Origin of the sequence: Stenotrophomonas sp. NPDC047960 (assembly GCF_043204395.1) — a bacterium.
In the GTDB taxonomy this organism is placed as follows: Bacteria; Pseudomonadota; Gammaproteobacteria; order Xanthomonadales; family Xanthomonadaceae; genus Stenotrophomonas.
Map to the genome: position 1 here is coordinate 366,272 of NZ_JBIDBX010000003.1, position 16,705 is coordinate 382,976.

The window sequence follows — 16,705 nt, forward strand, 5'->3', positions numbered from 1 at the left end:
GGGTGCGGTTGTGTCTTGGGGACATCAGGCGACAGTGGCGTGCTGTCTTGAGGGGGTTCCACGGGCGGTTTCAAGGCGCCTGCGTTGGCTAGCGCTGTCATGGTGGGCGTGGAACGTGCGGAGTGTTCTACCTGGGGGACGAAGCGTTGTGGTGGCCGGCCTGGGGTTGGGCCACGCCCTGCTTGGCTGCGCGCGGTCCATCCTGGGGCACCGGTTTGCTGAACCGTTGCGCAGCCACGCAGGGCGTGGCTCTACACCGGCTGGGGTTTTCGATATATCGTTTGCGCACTTCATTCGATATATCGAAATGACCGCTCCCCGTGATCTGGATGGCCCTGCCCGTCCGCTGACCTCCCGCCCGCTCAGCCGTGGCGACCTGCGCCTGCTGGTGCTGTCGCTGCTGGCGGCGCAGCCGCGCCATGGCTATGAGCTGATCCAGTGCATCAGTGAGATGTTCGTGCGGGTGTACACCCCCAGCGCGGGCTCGATCTACCCGGTGCTGGCGCAGTTCGAGGCCGCTGGCTGGGTGAGCGCGCTGGAAGAGGCCGGGCGCAAGCGCTACCAGCTCACCGCACTGGGCCAGGCCGAACTGGCCGCGCAGCGCGAGGAGGTGGACGCGGCGCTGCACCGGGTGCGCCACAGCGCGCGCGCGATCGCCAAGGCCAACCTGCCGCCGGTGGTGCGCGATGCGATGCGCGAGCTGAAGCAGGCGCTGGGCCTGCACCACGCGCGTTGGCAGGACGACAACGCAGTGGCGGTGGCCCAGGCGCTGCGCGAGGCTGCTGCGCAGATACGCGCGCAGGGCCGCTGAACCGTTCTTCCCCTTGTTCGACCCCGCCCGCGTTTCGCCAGCCAGGTCTTTCCCCCTACGCCGCTGCGGCGGCTTTGAAACAGGTACATCGCCATGGCTCTGCATGAAAACAAGTTGGTGCGCCACACCGTGAAGTTCCGCCCGCTGCAGGTGCTGCGCACTGAGGAAATCAGCCCGTGCATGCGCCGGGTGATCGTGGGCGGTGAGGCGCTGGAGGGCTTTGCGTCGCCCTCGCCGGATGACCACGTGAAGCTGTTCTTCCCGAATGCGGAAGGCCAGTTCGTGGTGCCCACCATGACCCCGGACGGCCCGCGCTGCCCGGAGGGCCAGGAGCCCTCGCCCGCCCGCGATTACACCCCGCGCTGGTGGGACCTGGAGGCCAACGAGCTGGCCATCGACTTCGTGATGCACGGCGATGGCGTGGCCTCGCGCTGGGCGGCCAATGCCATGGCCGGCGACGCGATTGCGGTGGGTGGGCCGCGTGGCTCGCATATCACCGCCGATGACTTCGATACCTATGTGCTGTTTGGCGATGAAACCGCGCTGCCGGCCATTGGGCGCTGGCTGGAGACGTTGCCGGAAGGCGCCCGGGCGGATGTGTACATCGAGATTCCGGAAGCGGATGACCGTCAGGAGCTGCCGGAGGATGAACGCATCCGGGTGTCGTGGCTGGAGCGCAACGGGTTTGATGCGGCCACCAGCACGCTGCTGGAGGACGTGCTGACCGATTTCGAGGAGCCGGAGGGCGATACGTTCTACTGGATTGCCACCGAATCGCGCCGGGCGCGGATGATGCGCAAGTACGTGGAGGGGCACCTGGGGGTGCCGAAGGAGTGGATCCGCTCGAAGGGGTATTGGAAGGCGCATCCGGAGCACGAGGGGGATTGAGTCCCTGCGCCGCACGACCAACGGTCGTGCGCTACCGCGGGGGTGCCACGTGTACCCACGAACCCGATCCCCGGTAGGTCACGACCGTTGGTCGTGACCCCCGCCATGCGACAATCGCGTTTTGGGCCGGTGCCTTTCGATGCAAGCAGCTTCTCTTTCGGCACTGGCCGACCTGATCGCGCGCCTGGAGCGCGCCGATGCCACGCTGGACGCCACCCTGGCCGACATCGCCCCGCAGACCACCGTGCCCATGCGCGAGGCGGTGCTGCCGCTGGCCCGCGCCCAGCTGGCCCTGCTGCAGGCCAACGCCGATATCACCCTGGTGGCTGATGAGCTGCGCCGTTACCAGAAGTACGCCCTGCCGGGTAAGCCGAGCCTGCAGATCGTGCAGCTGCGCAAGCAGCAGGGCGCGGTGAAGCAGACGGCGTTGATCGCCCGGCAGAACTTCGCCCAGGCCACGCACACGTTCCTGCGCGAAAGCGGGTTGACCGCCCCGGCACGTCGACTGCCGACGGATTTCGCCACGGGTTGGTTGGCAAAGATCGCTGCAGCGTAACTGCGCTATCAACCTACGAAACGCACGGCGGTAGGGTCGCATCCCGATCGACGATGTGCATGGATGCACGAGTGGTGCGGCCGCAGGACGCGGAGGAGCACCACTGCCGTGGAATTGCCCGCGTTCGATTGGGGCATGAATATCGGCGGGGACGGCTTTTGCTTCGGCACAGGTCATGCGTTACCGAACGTTGCACCGTTACGTGCAGTCGTTTGGGAACCGACCCTACCAGTGCAGCACCCCGTCGATCATTGGGCACAAACAAAAATCCCGCCTTTCGGCGGGATTTCTGCGTTCTACATCGTTACCGCTTACGCAGCCGGCTTTTCGCCGGTGGCTTCGGTGGTGATGCGGATGTTCACTTCATCGCTCACGTTCGGGGCGTACGCGCCGACGCCGAAATCGCTGCGCTTGATGGTGGTGGTGGCGTCGAAGCCGGCGGCCGGAACCTTGGCCATCGGGTGCTCGCCGCCGGCATTGACGGTCACATCCAGGGTCACCGGCTTGGTGATGTCCTTGATGGTGAGGTCGCCGGTCACGGTCAGCTTGTTGGTGCCCGCAGCTTCAACCTTGGTGCTCTTGAAGGTGGCGGCCGGGAACTTGGCGGCGTCGAAGAAATCGCCGCTGCGCAGGTGCTCGTCGAACTTGGCGGTGAAGCTGTTGAGGCCGCTCAGCGGCAGCTTCACTTCCACGGTGGACTTGGTCACGTCGGCGGCGTCGTACACCAGGGTGCCTTCGGCGCTGCCGAAGTGCGCGGTGGGGTGCGAGAAGCCGAAGTGGCTCCACTGGGCCAGCACGTCGGTGTGGCTCGGGTCGAGCTTGTAGGTACCCGAGGCGATCTGGATGGCTTCTGCGGCCGGGGCGGCAGCGGCCGGGGCAGCGGTTTCGGCGGCCGGGGTGGTGGCGGCAGCAGCCGGGGTCGCGTCGGCGGCCGGGGCGGCGGTTTCTTCAGCCGGCTTGGAGCAGGCGGCGATGGCCAGGGTCAGGGCCAGCGGCAGGAGCAGTTTGCGGGTCACGGTCATGTCGGTTCTCTCTCGAATTCGTAGGGAAAAAGGGAAAAGTAAGGAAACAACCCGTCCGCACGGACGGGCCACATCCGGCGGAAACGCTTATTCGATGCGGGCAGCTTCGTCGAAGGCCAGGCGAGGCAGCCGCGGGAACAGGCCCGAAGAATCACCGTAACCCAGATTGACCAGGAAATTCGACTTGATGGCGGTGCCCTTGAAGAAGGCCTCGTCCACCTTGGCCGGGTCGAAACCGGACATCGGGCCGGCATCCAGGCCCAGCGCCCGGGCGGCCAGGATCAGGTAGGCGCCCTGCAGGCTGCTGTTGCGGAACGCCGATTCGTGGCGGCCTTCACGCGGGCCGTCGAACCATGCCTTGGCATCGGTATGCGGGAACAGGTACGGCAGCTTTTCGTGGAAGTCTTCGTCGAAGCCGATGATGACGGTGACCGGGGCGGCCAGGGTCTTGTCGTGGTTGCCTTCGGACAGCGCGGGGGCGAGCTTGGCCTTGGCTTCGGGCGACTTCACGAACACGAAACGCGCCGGGCTGCCGTTGGCGGCCGTGGGGCCCCACTTCAGCAGTTCGTACAGCGCCTTCAGCTGGCTGTCTTCGACCGGCTTGTCGAGGAAAGCGTTCTGGGTACGGGCGGTACGGAACAACTGGTCAAGCGCAGCATCGTTGAGCACGTCGGACATGAAGCCTCCAGAAGAACACGTTGGATGAAGAAGGAATCCCGCACGCCGTGCGCTACCTTTACGGGGCACTGCGCGGTCGGCGAAGGCTGGCAGTGTAGAGTGTCGCGACTGTTGCAACACCCAGCTTGGCTGAAACGAATTAATGCCACACGTGAAACGATGGAGTCCGCCCTGGACGATCACTGACGGCCGTGCCGGCAATGTGCGGCAGGCAGTGGCCCTGGCCACGGCATTGAAGCTGGGGGTGCATCGCCCGCTGGTGCTGCTGCCGCGCGCGCCCTGGAAATGGGTGGCGCCGCGCTGGCTGCCGGGCATGGCCCAGGGCTTTGGCGAGGCCTTCGCGACATTGACCGCACAGCCGCCCGAGCTGGCGGTGGGCTGTGGCCGCCAGGCCGCCGGCGCGCTGCGCGAGCTGCGCCGGCGCGGCAGCAAGGTGGTGCAGATCCTGGACCCGCGCTTGGGCACGCGCCATTGGGACCTGCTGGTGGTGCCCGAACACGATGCCCTGCGTGGCGGCAACGTACTGACCCTGCTGGGCAGCCTGAACCCGGTGGACGATGACTGGCTCACGGTGGGCCGCGCGGCCTTTGCCCCCTTCGGCGAGCTGCCCGGGCCGCGCACCGCGCTGCTGGTGGGCGGGCCTACCGCGCACGCGCCGTGGCATGAGCCGGACATGGTGAAGGTGTTCCAGCAGCTGGCCGAGCAGCTGCGCGCCGAGGGCGGCAGCCTGCTGGCCACCACCTCGCGGCGCACGCCGCCGGCGCTGGTGGGCGCGCTGCGCAGCGCATTCGCCGATGTGCCCGGGGTGATCTGGGGCGATGGCGGCGATGGGGTGAACCCGTATGCGGGGCTGCTGGGCTGGGCCGACCGCATCGTGGTATCGCCCGATTCGGTGAACCTGCTGTCTGAAGCGTGCGGCACGCGGCTGCCGGTGGCGGTGGCGCTGGAACAGCAGGCGCAGGGGCGGATGGTGCAGTTCCAGCAGGCGCTGCGCGCACGTGGGCGGTTGCAGGAGCGCTGGTTGGATTGGGGTTATCCCGGGCCGATCGAGCCGCTGCGCGAGACCGGGCGGATTGCCGCGCAGGTGCGCGGGGCTTTGGGTATCCCGGCTTAACGGCGATGGGCGCTTGGCTACCGATGCGGCGGTGATGCCGTTAGATTCGGGGTTCACCAGGGAAGGAGCGTGCGTATGCGCAGTGCTGTAGCGGCGTTGATGGTTGCGTTGATGGCGGGGTGTTCGAGCATGCCTGCCGGGCAGGATGCGCTGTCGTGGAGCTGCCATAAGGAGCTCACCGCGTACCGGAACCAGCCGCCGCGCACGGATGAGCAGAAGAAGGAGCGGTGGCCGCCCGAGGATCAGCCGGCGCCGGTGAGCGAGCCTTGTGCGCGGGAGCTGAGCCGGTAACGCAGCGTATAAGTCGGCATGAACCCGGTAGCGCCGACTGTTAGCCGGCACACGGCCTGATGCCGCTATGATGCCGACGCGGCCCCGTACCGCTGGAGACTGAATCGCAATGGACCTGCCCTGCCCCGGATTGCCTGAGCACCCGCCGTTGAAGCGCATCGCGCTGCCGGCACTGCTGTGCGCCGTGTTATTGCTGGCCGCGCCTGGGGCGTTCGCGCAATCCCAACAGCCCGAATGCATGGAGCGCCACCCTACCCCGGCTGCGCTCGCTTCGATGTTCGATGTGGCCCAGCGCGCCGATGAAACACTGGAAGCGCTCGACGACGTGGATGTGGTGATCATCGCGCGCGGCGGCCAGGATCTCAGCAGGTACGGCCTGCGCCACAGCCACCTGGCCTTCGCGGTGCGCGAAAGCGATGGCCGCTGGCGCGCTGTGCATCTGTTGAACCACTGCAAGTCGCCGCAGTCTTCGCTGTTCCATGAAGGGTTGAGCAACTTCATCGGCGAAACCGGCACGCATACCGATCTGCGCGTGGGCGTGCCCACGCCTGCGGTGCGCGCGGCGTTGAAGACCATGCTCACCGCGCCGGGCATCCAGGCCAAGGCGTTGCATGAGCCGCGCTACAGCGTGGTGGCCTACCCCTTCAGCGTTGAATACCAGAACTCCAACCAGTGGGTGCTGGAAGTGCTGGCGGCGGCGATGGCGCAATCGCGCGACGGCACGCTGCTGGTGCGCCGTGCGCAGGTGCAGGCGTGGCTGAAGGAGCAGCGGTACCAGCCCAGTTCGCTGCACATTGGCGTGGGCAAGCGCCTGGGCGCGCGCTTCTTCTCGGCCAATGCAGCCACCACCGACCACCCGGCCAGTGAGCGCATTTCCGGCGACTATTCGGTGGTGACGGTGGAATCGGTGTTCGATTTCCTGCAGCAGCGCAAGGTGCTGGCGCAGGAGCTGAGCGTGGCGCACGTGCCGGTGGCCGGGATGGCGGCGCCGAAGCCGTAACGATTTTTCCCTTTGCAGAAGGAGTTGGCATGAAGCGTTATTCGATTCTGGCGGTGGCCCTGGGCGTGGCCATTGCAGCACCGCAGGCCGGTGCGCAGAACTTCACCCCCAGCCAGCAGTCGGTGAGCTACGCGGCGCTGAGCGCGTATGTGAGCATCGCGGTGGTCACCGCGCCGATCTGGCTGACGGCGGCGGGCTTCAAAGGCTCAGCCAAGGGCTCGGAGCGGCGCAGTGCGGCCAAGGACAAGGGCGCCGGCGCTGCCGGGGCGAAAGCCGGCCCGTTGCCGCCGCTCACTGTTGAGAAGGTGGAGCGCCAGGCTGACGGCGCTTACCAGGTGGCCCTGAAGAACCCCGAGGCACCCGCCGACCTGGCCGTGGTGCAGTGGCCTGCGCGCGACGACAACCCCGCGCAGGCGCTGAAAGCCGGTGATGTGCTGGCCTTCACGCCCACCGAGGCCGGTGCCGGGTGGATGGTGGCCGATGCGCAGGGCACGCAGCTGGCGTTCCTGCCCACCACCGATGCTGCGGCCAGCAACCTGAGCGAACGCTGGTAAGTGAACCGGCGCGGGGTGGCTGTGGCCGCCCCAAGCCGGGATAATCCGCCGCCATGACCGCGCGCCCTGCCATTGTGTTTGCCCCGTTGACCCTGCGTTCGCTGCTGCTGGCGGTGCTGGCCATGGGCGCGGTGGTGCTGGGCTCGAACGTACTGGTGCAGTACCCGATCAACGATTGGCTGACCTGGGGCGCTTTCAGCTACCCGGTGGCGTTCCTGGTGAGCAACCTGATCAACCGCCGGTTTGGCCCGGCGGCGGCGCGGCGCGTGGCGTGGGCGGGGTTCGCGCTGGCGGTGCTGTTGTCGATCTGGATTGCGACGCCGCGCATTGCGGTGGCATCGTGCCTGGCGTTCATTGCCGCGCAGCTGCTGGATATCACCGTGTTCGACCGGCTGCGCCGGGGGCACTGGTGGCGCGCGCCGATGGTGGCGACCACGTGCAGTGCGACGTTCGATACGACGATTTTCTGGAGCATCGCGTTTGCCGGCTCGAGTCTGCCGTGGGTGAGCTGGGCGGCGGGCGACCTGGCGGTGAAGCTGGCGATCGGTTTGTTTTTGCTGGCGCCGTTCCGCGCGTTGTTGTGGAAGATGGCGCCGCGCACGGCGTAGGGTCGCATCCCTATCGACCGCCGTTACGTTGCCCGCGTTCGGTTGGGCATGAACGTCGGCGGGATGGCGTTTGTTTTTGCCCAACGTCATGCGTTACCGGACGTTGCACCGATACGTGCAGTCGTTTGGGAACCGACCCTACCGACGCATGCGCCGACTACCCCGTGGTAGGGTCGCATCCCAATCGACCGCCGTTACGTTGCCCGCGTTCGGTTGTGGCATGAACATCGGCGGGGACGGCGTTTGTTTTTGTTCGAGGTCATGCGTTACCGAACGTTGCGCCGTTATCGGCGGTCGTTTGGGAATCGACCCTACCAAAAGGTAGCGCTGCTGCTTCGCAGGTGGCGGTGATTACGCGTTGGGCTTCTTCCAACGCGGGTGTCAGGACCGCCAGGCGCGGCCTTCTGTCCAGCGTGCAGGCCAAGCCCACGTCCAGCAGCGCGGCGTGCGCTTCGTGCAGCGCGTCGCGTGTGCCACCCGGCAGCCATGCGATGGCAGCCAGCTGGTCGATCAGGCTGGGCGTGTCGCGCGGCTCCAGCACCTGCGGGTGCGTGCCGGCGCTGTCCAGTACGCCGGTCTGCAGCAGGAACTCCAGGTCCACGATGCCACCGGCGCCCTGCTTCAGATCCCAGCGCGCGGCATCGCTGCGGTCCAGTTCGGTGCGCATGCGGCCACGCATCTTCACCACATCGGCATACAGCACGTCGCGTTCGCGCGGGCGCGCCAGCGTGGCAGCGCGGATCCGTTCGAAATCGGCCAGCAGGCTGGCATCACCGGCGATGCCACGTGCGCGCACCAAGGCTTGGTGTTCCCAGGTCCACGCACGCTCGCGCTGATACTCGGTGTAGCTGGCCAGCGAGGACACCAGCGAGCCTTTGCCGCCATCCGGGCGCAGGCGCACGTCGATGTCGTACAGGCGGCCGGCGGCGGTGACCGCGCCCAGCAGTGCCATCACCTTCTGCGCCAAGCGCGCATACCAGCGGCCCGGGTCGAGCGGGCGGGCGCCGTTGCTGCTGTCCTGGTCGGCCGGGTGGTCGTGCAGGAACACCAGGTCCAGGTCCGAGCCGAAGCCCAGTTCCAACCCGCCCAGGCTGCCGTAGCCGATGATGGCGAACCGGCCGCCCGGCACTTCGCCGTGCGCGCGGCGCATGTCCGCATCGGCCATTGCCAGTACGGTGACCACCACCGCCTGCGCGAGCTGGGCCAGCTGACGGGTACTGTCCACGGCGCGCTGGCGGCCGTCCAGCGTGGCCAGGGCCATGCGGAAGCTCAGCGCAAGCCGGGTTTCATTGAGCAGGCGCAGCGCGGCTTCGGGGTCGTCCACAGCCAGCGCGGCATCGCACTCGGCCTGCATGGCGGCGGCGTCGGGCATCGGGCCGGACACGCGCACGTCCAGCAGTTCGTCCAGCAGCAACGGGTAGGCGGCGATGCGTTCGGCCAGCAGCGCGCTGCGGGCGAGCACGTCCACCAGCCGTGCGAGTGCGCTGGGCTGTTCGTCGAGCAGCGCGAGGTAGCTGGTACGGCGCAGGATGGCCTGCAGCAGGCCGAGCACGCGCTTGAGCGCGGCGTCCGGGTGCGGTGAGCGGGTGGCCGCATGCAGCAGCGCGGGCAGCACGCGGTCGAGGCGTGCGCGGGCGTTGTCGCTGAGCGACTTCACGCCGAGCGATTGGGCGAAGTCGCGCAGCGACTGGTCGGCGCCGTTGGGATCGTGGAAGCCGGCGTTGGCCAGCACCTCGGCATCGCCGCTGTCGGGCAGGCCGCGCCAGTAATTGGCCAGTGCATCGGGGGCGGCCTGGCCGGCGCGCGGGGCGAGCAGTGCGGCGAATTCGGTACTGACCCGGTCGCGCTGTACATTGAGCGCGACCAGCAGCGCGTCCCAGTCGGCGTAGCCCAGGCCACAGGCGATGCGCAGGCGGTCGGTGGGGTCGGCGGGCAGCGCGTGGGTCTGGGCATCGCGCAGCATCTGCAGGCGGTTTTCCAGGCGGCGCAGGAAGCGGTAGGCGTGCAGCAGGTCGTTGCCATCCTCCGGCGCCATCTGCCCGCAGGCGACCAGCGCCGGCAGCGCGTGCAGCAGGCGGCGCTCGCGCAGGCTGGCTTCGCGGCCACCGCGGATGAGCTGCAGGGCCTGCGACAGGAATTCGATTTCGCGGATGCCGCCGGGGCCGCGCTTGATGTCGTCGAACATGTCGCGGCGCGAGACTTCGGCGGTGATGGCCGCCTTCATTTCGCGCAGGCCATCGAGCGCGGTGAAATCGAGGTAGCGGCGGTAGACGAACGGGCGCAGCGTCTGCAGCCAGGCTTCACCGGCGGCGATGTCGCCGGCCACGGCGCGCGCCTTCAGCCAGGCATAGCGTTCCCAGTCGCGGCCTTCGCGCTGGAAGTACTGGTCCATGCCGGCAAACGACAGCGCCACGCGGCCGGCGCTGCCAAACGGGCGCAGGCGCAGGTCGACGCGGTGGCTGAAGCCGTCCACGGTGGTTTCGTCGAGCAGGCGCGCCAGGCGCTGGCCGAGCCGGGCGAAGTATTCCTCGGCGGCGAGCGGGCGCGGGCCATCGGATTCGCCGCCCTGCGGGTAGGCGTAGACCAGGTCCACGTCCGAACTGAAGTTGAGTTCGCCACCGCCCAGCTTGCCCAGGCCGAACACCACCAGCTGCTGGGCGCTGCCATCGGCGGCACGGACCACGCCGTGGCGGGTGGCGAATTCCTGCTCCAGCGCCGCCAGACCCAGGCCCAGGCATTCCTCGGCCAGGCGGGTGGCGCCAGCCAGGGTGGCGGGCACGTCGTCCAGGCCGTCGAGGTCGCGCCAGATCAGCCGGGTGGAACAGGCCGTGCGGTAGCGGCGCAGGCGCGCGGGCCAGTCGGCCGGCTGCTGCGGATCCAGTTCCGGGAGCGGCAGCGGCGGGCAGTCGGTTTGGGGCAATTGCGACAGAAGCGCCGGCTGCCGGCACAGGGTGTCGAGGGCGAAGTCGCTGGTGATGGCGAGCAGGCGGAGTTTGGCCAACACCGGTTCCGGCGGCGGCCAGTTGCCTGAGTCGTTCAGGCTGAGCGCGAGGCGGGCAAGCGCGCGGTCGACCAGCGGGACAAGGGCGGCGGGGACGGCATCGGCAGGAATCGGCATGAAGCGATTATGCATGGGGTCGCACGCGGCGCCCGAATGATGCGGTACGTATAAGGGCCGTGCCCCATCGCACGCGGGTAATCCAACGGCGATCGATTGGGATGCGGCCCTGCCGGAGACGGCCGTTCACCCAATTTCAGACATAAAAAAGCCCGCTTGCAGCGAACTGCCAGCGGGCTCTGCTCCCTCCCCCACGTCGGGATGCAGGGCGATCTTCTAGGCTCCGCGCAGAAGTTGCACGCTGCACTGCAAAACAATACCGGCGGGTACAGATGCCCTCATTTAACTGAATAGGAACCCATCCGCGCGGTGGACGCCATTCCACCTTGGTCGCAGCCGGTTGGCGGCGGCGATGGCGGATAATGAATGTCCCCCACAAAACGTAGTCGTCATGTCCGTTGATCGCATTGCCGACGCGCGCCTGCGCGGTCGCGTTGTATCTGCCGAAGCCGCCGCCGCGCTGATCCAGCCCGGTGAGACGGTGGCCATGAGTGGTTTCACCGGCTCGGGCTACCCCAAGGCGGTGCCGGTGGCCCTGGCCCAGCGCATCGAGGCGTTCCACGCCGACAACCTGCCCTTCCAGATCAGCCTGATGACCGGTGCGTCCACCGCCCCGGAACTGGACGGCGCGCTGGCCAAGGCCGATGGCATCGCCATGCGCATGCCGTTCCAGAGCGATCCGGATGCGCGCAACCGCATCAACGCGGGCCTGCTGGACTACATCGACATCCACCTGAGCCACGTGGCCCAGCATGTGTGGTTCGGGTTCTATGGCGAGATCGACACGGCGGTGATCGAGGTTTCGGCGATCCGCGAAGACGGTTCGCTGGTCCCCTCCACCTCGGTGGGCAATAACAAGACCTGGCTGGACCTGGCCAAGAAGGTGATCGTCGAGGTCAACGAATGGCAGCCGGCCGGGGTGGACGGCATGCACGACATCTACTACGGCACGGCGCTGCCGCCGCACCGCAAGCCGATTCCGCTGGTTCACGGCAACGACCGCATCGGTGAGACGGCACTGCGTTGTGACCCGGACAAGATCGTGGCGGTGGTGCGCACCAACGGCCCGGACCGCAACAGCCCGTTCAGCCCGATCGATGCGACCAGCGAGCAGATCGCGGCGTACCTGATCGAGTTCCTGCAGCACGAAGTGGCGCGCGGGCGCCTGCCGGCCAACCTGCTGCCACTGCAGAGCGGCGTGGGCAACATTCCCAATGCGGTGCTGGCGGGCTTGGGCAAAAGCGGCTTCCGCGACCTGAGCGCGTTCACCGAAGTGATCCAGGACGGCATGCTGGACCTGCTGCGCGACGGGGTGCTGAGCTATGCCTCGTGCACCGGGTTCGCGCTGAGCCCGCAGGCCAACGAGACGTTCAAGGAAAACATCGATTTCTACCGCGAGCGCATCATCATGCGCACGCAGGAGATTTCCAACCACCCGGAACTGGTGCGCCGCCTGGGCTGCATCGGCATGAACGGCATGATCGAGGTGGATCTGTACGGCAACGTCAATTCCACGCATGTGATGGGCACGCGGATCATGAACGGCATTGGCGGTTCGGGGGATTTCGCGCGCAACGGGTTCCTGTCGGCGTTCCTGAGCCCGTCGACGGCCAAGAACGGGACCATCTCGGCGATCGTGCCGATGGTGAGCCACGTGGACCACACCGAACACGATGTGTCGGTGATCGTGACCGAGCAGGGGTTGGCGGATCTGCGCGGGTTGCCGCCGCGCAAGCGTGCGCGTGCGGTGATCGACAATTGTGCGCATCCCGATTTCCGCGACCAGCTCAACGATTATTTCGAGCGCGCCAGCCGGGACAGTTACGGCAAGCACACCCCGCACCTGCTGCCCGAAGCGTTGTCGTGGCACCAGCGGTGGTTGGATACGGGCACGATGAAGGCGTGAGCGCCGGTGGGTGAGGTACCGACCAACGGTCGGTACCTACCGGTAAACCGCGATCATCCGCCGCGGTGATTGCCGGTAGGCCACGACCGTTGGTGGTGGCGCACGCAATCCGTCAACCGCGCAGGCTGTCCAGCGATTCCTGCTGCAGGCGTTCGTAAATCACGAACTCGTCTTCCACCTTCATGCCCAGCGCCTGCTCGAACGCATCGCGGTTGGCATGGGCGGCATAGGCGCGCTGCTCTTCACCGCCGAGGTTGGACTGGAAAATACCCGCCGCGCTGACCGGCAGGAAATCTTCGTAGACGATCGGGTCGGCACTGGCCAGCCCTGCCGCCACCAGCGCTTCGGCCGGCAGGTCGCCCACGGCGGCCGGGTTGGCGCGGCCGGCTTCAGTGAGCGCATAGCGGTAATAGCCCAGCCCTTCGCGGCGCAGGGTGTCGTGGTCGTCCGGGAACGCGGTGAAGGCCGCGGCCAGGCGCGTGGGGTAATCCTGGCCGGTGCTGCCGGCACCGCCGGCATCACGGGCCTGGGCCAGCAGCTGATCGTACAACGCGCGGCCCTTGGGAGTCAGGGCCAGGCCGCGCTGTTCGATTTCGCCGAAGCGTGCGGTGTGGGTGCCGGCATCGCCACCTTCCCCATCAGGGAAGTTCACCGTTTCTTCCAGCGCCTTGAAGCTGGTCTGGCGCAGCAGGATCGGGCAGCGGCGCGGCGGCGGGCCTTCGACCACGGCCTTGGCATCGATGCCACGGGCGAGCATGCCGGCCTGCGCGGCGTCGATATCCAGCGTGCGCGGGGTGAGATGGTTGATGTGCGGGCCCCGGAAGCTGACCACGTCGGCCACCAGGCGATGGGCGTCGTGCAGGGCGTGGTAAGTGGCCAGCGACACGGTGGCGTCGCTGTGCCAGCGGAAGGTTTCCAGCGCGGCGAGCACGAAGCGGCGCGCGTCGTTCTGGTCCAGCCCGCCTTCGCGTTCGGCCTGGTCAATCAGCGCCAGTGCGTCAGCGGTGAAGATGCGGCGGCGCGCGAGGATGCGCGCGGCTTCGTCGCGCAGGACTTCGTCCTCAATCAGTTCCAGGCGCAGCAGCGAGGTGAACACGCGGAACGGGTTGGCGGCCAGCGCGGCGGCGGTGCGCGGTCGGAAGGCGGTGGAATGCACCGGCACGCCGGCTACGGAGAGGTCGTAGTAGCCGATCGGGTGCATGCCCATCACCGCGAACAGGCGACCCAGGGTGGCCAGCTCGTCGGCCGTGCCGACGCGGATGGCGCCGTGGCGTTCCTGCGCCAGGCGGCCACGCTCGTCATTGCGTTCGAGCTGCTCGGCCAGCGCCGGGTTGTCGGTGAGCACGGCATCGTTGATCTCGGCCACCAGGTCAACCAGGGTGCCGTACAGCGGCACTTCGGTGCGGTACATGGTGGACATGGCCTGGGCGAACAGGCTGCGGATATCGTCGGGTGAAACGAAACGGTCGGCGCTCATTACGTACTCGGCAACGGATCACGGGAACAGCAGGTACCCATTGTCGCCGAGGAAGCGGGATGCGGCGAGGTGCACAGCAGCATTGACGAGGGTGCCCCACACGTCGCATGGAGGGGTAGGGTCGGTTCCCGAACGACCGCCGATAACGGGTCAACGCCCGGTAACGCATGACCCCGAAACGGAGCGAGAGCCGTCCCCGACGAAGGTCATGCCATCACCGAACGCGGAGCATTTCACGGCGGTCGATCGGGATGCGACCCTACCGCTTGGCGGCTTTGTCGCGCTGGGCGCGGTCGCCGAGCTGGCGCTTGAGGGTGGCGTCGAGGGTGACCGGGCGGTCCCAGTGGTCGTGGCTGGCCACGATGGCGTGGCGCAGGGTGCGCCAGTGCTGGTTGGTCGGGGTGACCGGCATTCTGGTCACCACCTCGGCCCAGCGCTTGTCGTCGCCTTCTTCGGGCACGAAGCGCGACCAGGCCTGCACGGCATCCCGGCAGGAGCGTTCGGTGGCCTTGGCCCAGAAGCAGGCGAAGTAGATGTCGCCGGCCTGCCAGCCGTGGGTGTAGAACAGCGCGGCGATGTAATCGCGCGGGACGCTGGCGTAACGCGCTACCTCGTCGAGGAAGCTCTGCGGGTAGCGCTCGGCGTAATGGTTGATGTCCTGCAGCTGGGTATCGACCCAGGCATCACCGGTATCGACCTGGTAGGCCTGGGATTTCTCAGGGGTCTGCTGTGCGGCCGCCAGCACCGGCAACCACAGCAGCAGAACCACCAGCAGCAGGCGCAGGCGCTTCACCGGCTCAGCCGCCCGCCGCCTTGGCTTCAATGGCGCGCAGGGCCTGCGGCCAGTCGAAGGCGGTGGCCGCTTCCACCATGCGCGGCTCATCGGCGGCCACGCCATGCTGGGTTTCGTGCGCCCAGGTCACTGCGTACGGGGTGTGGATGCCCCAGCCGCCCAGGGTAACCACCGGCTCGATATCCGAGCGCAGCGAGTTGCCGACCATGACGAAACGCTCCATCGGCAGGTCGAACTCTTCGAGTACGCGCGCGTAGGTTTCCGGGTCCTTCTCGGAGACGATTTCGATGCGCGGGAACAACTCGCGCAGGTTGGCGACCTTGATCTTGGCTTCCTGGTGGAACAGGTCGCCCTTGGTGATCAATACCACCGGGTAATCGCGGGCGATCTCGGCGACGGACTCGCGCACGCCGTCGATCAGTTCGACCGGATGGCGCAGGGTGTCATGGCCGATGTCGAGGATCAGCTGCAGGTCGCGTGCGGCAATGGCCTTTCCGGTGATCTCGATGGCCGCTTCCAGCATCGACAGGGTCATGCCCTTTACACCGTAGCCGAACACGCCAAGGTTGCGCTGCTGCACCTCGAGCAGGTGGCGCGCGGTGGCGGTGTCGTGCACGTCGATGTAGCGCGACAGGATGTCGAGGTAATCCTGCTCGGCCTTGCGGTAGTAGTCCTCGCTCTTCCACAGCGTATCGTCACCGTCAAAACCGACCAGACCGATGGCGCCGGTGGGCGCGGGCATGGAGGTCATCATCGGGCAAGGATACCAAGGCGAAAAGAAGGAAGGGCGGCCCAAGCCGCCCTTCCAGGCCATTCACCGTTGTCCATCGGTTTCAGGCAGTTGCGCGTTTAGCGGCCCGGGGCGGCGTTGCCGCCGGCTGCGGCGCCCTGCTGGGCGGCGACATAGGCCTTGTACTCGTCCGGGGTCAGCTTGCCGTCCTTGTTGCTGTCAGCCTGGTCGAAGACCTGGGCAAGGCCGGCGTTCACCTGGGCCTCGGTCTTGCTGATGGCGCCGTCACCGTCGGTATCAACGCTGGCCCAGGTCTGGCCGCCACCGCCACCGCCGCCAGCCTGCGCCGACGCCTGGGCAGCGGCGCCGGTGGCGGCATCCGCCGCCTGGTCGGCCTGTGCCGCCGACTGCTGGGCCTGCGCGGCCTGGGTCTGTGCCTGCGCGGCGCTCTGCTGGGCGGTCTGGGCCATCGCCGGAATGGCCAGAACACTGCCGGCGGCGACGATCAGGGCGATCAGGGGCTTGCGGTTGCGAATAGTCATCTGGGTGGTCTCCTTGTGGGATGTTGCGCGGCTCGTTGTTTTCCGCACGACCCCAGACTGACACCCCGTTTGTGAATCAATCTTGCGCCGCAACCGGCCTTCGCACACGGTCTTAACCACCCGCGCGCCGCGCTCCATTACCGGTGCGGTTACGCACAGGTGAGCGGTTGGTAAGGTGATCATTCAATGCGCCCGGATTTAACCGGATGCGAACGAAAACTCAGCGTTCGGTGGCGCTTTTTTCGCCTGAGCAGGAACTGAATATCAGCCAGGCCAGTGCAACGCCACCGAGTGCACCGGCCACTTCGATGACCACGCGCGAGCCCAGTTCGTTTGGATCGTGGATGGTGGCCAGGAACAGGCGCGCATACAGCGGCGACTCTAGCCGCATCATGCCCATGTAGAACAGGTTCCAGGCATCGATGCCAGCCGCGCCCGCCACGGCGATGACGCAGGACCAGCCGATGGCGTGCCCGTCCGACCACCCCGCCCAGCGGCACAGCCGGTGCCACAGCGCATACACCAGCACGCCCAGCAGCAGGGCGATCAGGCCGGCTTCAAGCGTGCCCAGCAATCCAAAATGCAGCGGCAGGTTCATCGTGTTCCGTGGGTTCGGT

17 protein-coding genes are annotated in these 16,705 nt (G+C 67.4%); 9 read left to right on the forward strand and 8 right to left on the reverse strand.

All coding sequences use genetic code 11. The features are described 5' to 3' along the window. Positions 1-307 precede the first annotated feature (307 nt). The 3 genes from ACGFZ3_RS09625 (at position 308) to ACGFZ3_RS09635 (ending at position 2,255) form a co-directional block, all read left to right on the forward strand. Positions 308-811: a PadR family transcriptional regulator gene (locus ACGFZ3_RS09625; protein WP_307107560.1), complete on the forward strand. Its 504-nt coding sequence runs from the start codon at positions 308-310 to the stop codon at positions 809-811. A 93-nt stretch (positions 812-904) separates the two neighbouring features. Further along, on the forward strand, positions 905-1,699 hold the full coding sequence (locus ACGFZ3_RS09630) for a siderophore-interacting protein (RefSeq protein WP_392919763.1): 795 nt from the start codon (positions 905-907) through the stop codon (positions 1,697-1,699). Positions 1,700-1,838: 139 nt separating this feature from the next. Further along, positions 1,839-2,255: a hypothetical protein gene (locus ACGFZ3_RS09635; RefSeq protein ID WP_392919766.1), complete on the forward strand. Its 417-nt coding sequence runs from the start codon at positions 1,839-1,841 to the stop codon at positions 2,253-2,255. A gap of 311 nt (positions 2,256-2,566) precedes the next feature. Here the strand turns inward: ACGFZ3_RS09635 and ACGFZ3_RS09640 are convergent, their stop codons facing one another. Further along, a complete protein-coding gene (locus ACGFZ3_RS09640) occupies positions 2,567-3,277 on the reverse strand; it encodes a YceI family protein (RefSeq protein WP_392919769.1) in 711 nt (236 codons plus the stop codon). Positions 3,278-3,364: 87 nt separating this feature from the next. Then, complete coding sequence (locus tag ACGFZ3_RS09645; protein ID WP_392919773.1) at positions 3,365-3,955, reverse strand: malonic semialdehyde reductase; 591 nt, start codon at positions 3,953-3,955, stop codon at positions 3,365-3,367. 142 nt (positions 3,956-4,097) lie between these two features. Here ACGFZ3_RS09645 and ACGFZ3_RS09650 point away from each other — a divergent pair, with 142 nt between their 5' ends. The 5 genes from ACGFZ3_RS09650 (at position 4,098) to ACGFZ3_RS09670 (ending at position 7,522) form a co-directional block, all read left to right on the forward strand. Then, the gene (locus tag ACGFZ3_RS09650) at positions 4,098-5,069 is read left to right on the forward strand and encodes a mitochondrial fission ELM1 family protein (RefSeq protein ID WP_392919776.1); all 972 of its coding nucleotides are present in this window, start codon (positions 4,098-4,100) and stop codon (positions 5,067-5,069) included. Positions 5,070-5,144: 75 nt separating this feature from the next. Then, on the forward strand, positions 5,145-5,360 hold the full coding sequence (locus tag ACGFZ3_RS09655; protein WP_392919779.1) for a hypothetical protein: 216 nt from the start codon (positions 5,145-5,147) through the stop codon (positions 5,358-5,360). A gap of 109 nt (positions 5,361-5,469) precedes the next feature. Then, positions 5,470-6,360: a DUF2145 domain-containing protein gene (locus ACGFZ3_RS09660; RefSeq protein WP_392919782.1), complete on the forward strand. Its 891-nt coding sequence runs from the start codon at positions 5,470-5,472 to the stop codon at positions 6,358-6,360. 29 nt (positions 6,361-6,389) lie between these two features. Continuing rightward, the gene (locus tag ACGFZ3_RS09665) at positions 6,390-6,914 is read left to right on the forward strand and encodes a hypothetical protein (RefSeq protein ID WP_392919785.1); all 525 of its coding nucleotides are present in this window, start codon (positions 6,390-6,392) and stop codon (positions 6,912-6,914) included. A 53-nt stretch (positions 6,915-6,967) separates the two neighbouring features. Beyond that, positions 6,968-7,522 (forward strand): queuosine precursor transporter, encoded by a 555-nt coding sequence (locus tag ACGFZ3_RS09670; RefSeq protein WP_392919788.1) that lies wholly within the window; start codon positions 6,968-6,970, stop codon positions 7,520-7,522. Between the two features lie 259 nt (positions 7,523-7,781). Here the strand turns inward: ACGFZ3_RS09670 and glnE are convergent, their stop codons facing one another. Further along, positions 7,782-10,640, reverse strand: a complete 2,859-nt coding sequence (gene glnE, locus ACGFZ3_RS09675; RefSeq protein WP_392919791.1) for a bifunctional [glutamate--ammonia ligase]-adenylyl-L-tyrosine phosphorylase/[glutamate--ammonia-ligase] adenylyltransferase — start codon at positions 10,638-10,640, stop codon at positions 7,782-7,784. A 391-nt stretch (positions 10,641-11,031) separates the two neighbouring features. Between glnE and ACGFZ3_RS09680 the strand changes: the two genes are divergently transcribed. Next, positions 11,032-12,546: an acetyl-CoA hydrolase/transferase family protein gene (locus ACGFZ3_RS09680; protein WP_392919794.1), complete on the forward strand. Its 1,515-nt coding sequence runs from the start codon at positions 11,032-11,034 to the stop codon at positions 12,544-12,546. 112 nt (positions 12,547-12,658) lie between these two features. Here the strand turns inward: ACGFZ3_RS09680 and ACGFZ3_RS09685 are convergent, their stop codons facing one another. The 5 genes from ACGFZ3_RS09685 to ACGFZ3_RS09705 form a co-directional block, all read right to left on the reverse strand. After that, positions 12,659-14,023 carry a VOC family protein gene (locus ACGFZ3_RS09685; protein WP_392919797.1) on the reverse strand — a complete coding sequence of 455 codons (1,365 nt, stop codon included), beginning with the start codon at positions 14,021-14,023 and terminating at the stop codon, positions 12,659-12,661. Positions 14,024-14,282: 259 nt separating this feature from the next. Beyond that, the gene (locus ACGFZ3_RS09690; protein WP_392919800.1) at positions 14,283-14,816 is read right to left on the reverse strand and encodes a hypothetical protein; all 534 of its coding nucleotides are present in this window, start codon (positions 14,814-14,816) and stop codon (positions 14,283-14,285) included. Positions 14,817-14,820: 4 nt separating this feature from the next. Continuing rightward, positions 14,821-15,570, reverse strand: coding sequence for an HAD family hydrolase (locus ACGFZ3_RS09695; protein WP_392919803.1), 750 nt, complete (start codon positions 15,568-15,570; stop codon positions 14,821-14,823). 95 nt (positions 15,571-15,665) lie between these two features. After that, the gene (locus ACGFZ3_RS09700) at positions 15,666-16,088 is read right to left on the reverse strand and encodes an EF-hand domain-containing protein (RefSeq protein WP_392919806.1); all 423 of its coding nucleotides are present in this window, start codon (positions 16,086-16,088) and stop codon (positions 15,666-15,668) included. Between the two features lie 220 nt (positions 16,089-16,308). Then, entirely contained in the window at positions 16,309-16,686 is a 378-nt protein-coding gene (locus ACGFZ3_RS09705) for a hypothetical protein (RefSeq protein ID WP_392919808.1), read from the reverse strand. Between the last annotated feature and the right edge of the window lie 19 nt (positions 16,687-16,705).

Coding starts and splice junctions, on each gene's coding strand:
- ACGFZ3_RS09625 (WP_307107560.1), top strand. CDS start 308: ATGACCGCTCCCCGTGATCTGGATGGCCCTGCCCGTCCGCTGACCTCC.
- ACGFZ3_RS09630 (WP_392919763.1), top strand. CDS start 905: ATGGCTCTGCATGAAAACAAGTTGGTGCGCCACACCGTGAAGTTCCGC.
- ACGFZ3_RS09635 (WP_392919766.1), top strand. CDS start 1,839: ATGCAAGCAGCTTCTCTTTCGGCACTGGCCGACCTGATCGCGCGCCTG.
- ACGFZ3_RS09640 (WP_392919769.1), bottom strand. CDS start 3,277: ATGACCGTGACCCGCAAACTGCTCCTGCCGCTGGCCCTGACCCTGGCC.
- ACGFZ3_RS09645 (WP_392919773.1), bottom strand. CDS start 3,955: ATGTCCGACGTGCTCAACGATGCTGCGCTTGACCAGTTGTTCCGTACC.
- ACGFZ3_RS09650 (WP_392919776.1), top strand. CDS start 4,098: ATGCCACACGTGAAACGATGGAGTCCGCCCTGGACGATCACTGACGGC.
- ACGFZ3_RS09655 (WP_392919779.1), top strand. CDS start 5,145: ATGCGCAGTGCTGTAGCGGCGTTGATGGTTGCGTTGATGGCGGGGTGT.
- ACGFZ3_RS09660 (WP_392919782.1), top strand. CDS start 5,470: ATGGACCTGCCCTGCCCCGGATTGCCTGAGCACCCGCCGTTGAAGCGC.
- ACGFZ3_RS09665 (WP_392919785.1), top strand. CDS start 6,390: ATGAAGCGTTATTCGATTCTGGCGGTGGCCCTGGGCGTGGCCATTGCA.
- ACGFZ3_RS09670 (WP_392919788.1), top strand. CDS start 6,968: ATGACCGCGCGCCCTGCCATTGTGTTTGCCCCGTTGACCCTGCGTTCG.
- glnE (WP_392919791.1), bottom strand. CDS start 10,640: ATGCCGATTCCTGCCGATGCCGTCCCCGCCGCCCTTGTCCCGCTGGTC.
- ACGFZ3_RS09680 (WP_392919794.1), top strand. CDS start 11,032: ATGTCCGTTGATCGCATTGCCGACGCGCGCCTGCGCGGTCGCGTTGTA.
- ACGFZ3_RS09685 (WP_392919797.1), bottom strand. CDS start 14,023: ATGAGCGCCGACCGTTTCGTTTCACCCGACGATATCCGCAGCCTGTTC.
- ACGFZ3_RS09695 (WP_392919803.1), bottom strand. CDS start 15,570: ATGATGACCTCCATGCCCGCGCCCACCGGCGCCATCGGTCTGGTCGGT.
- ACGFZ3_RS09700 (WP_392919806.1), bottom strand. CDS start 16,088: ATGACTATTCGCAACCGCAAGCCCCTGATCGCCCTGATCGTCGCCGCC.
- ACGFZ3_RS09705 (WP_392919808.1), bottom strand. CDS start 16,686: ATGAACCTGCCGCTGCATTTTGGATTGCTGGGCACGCTTGAAGCCGGC.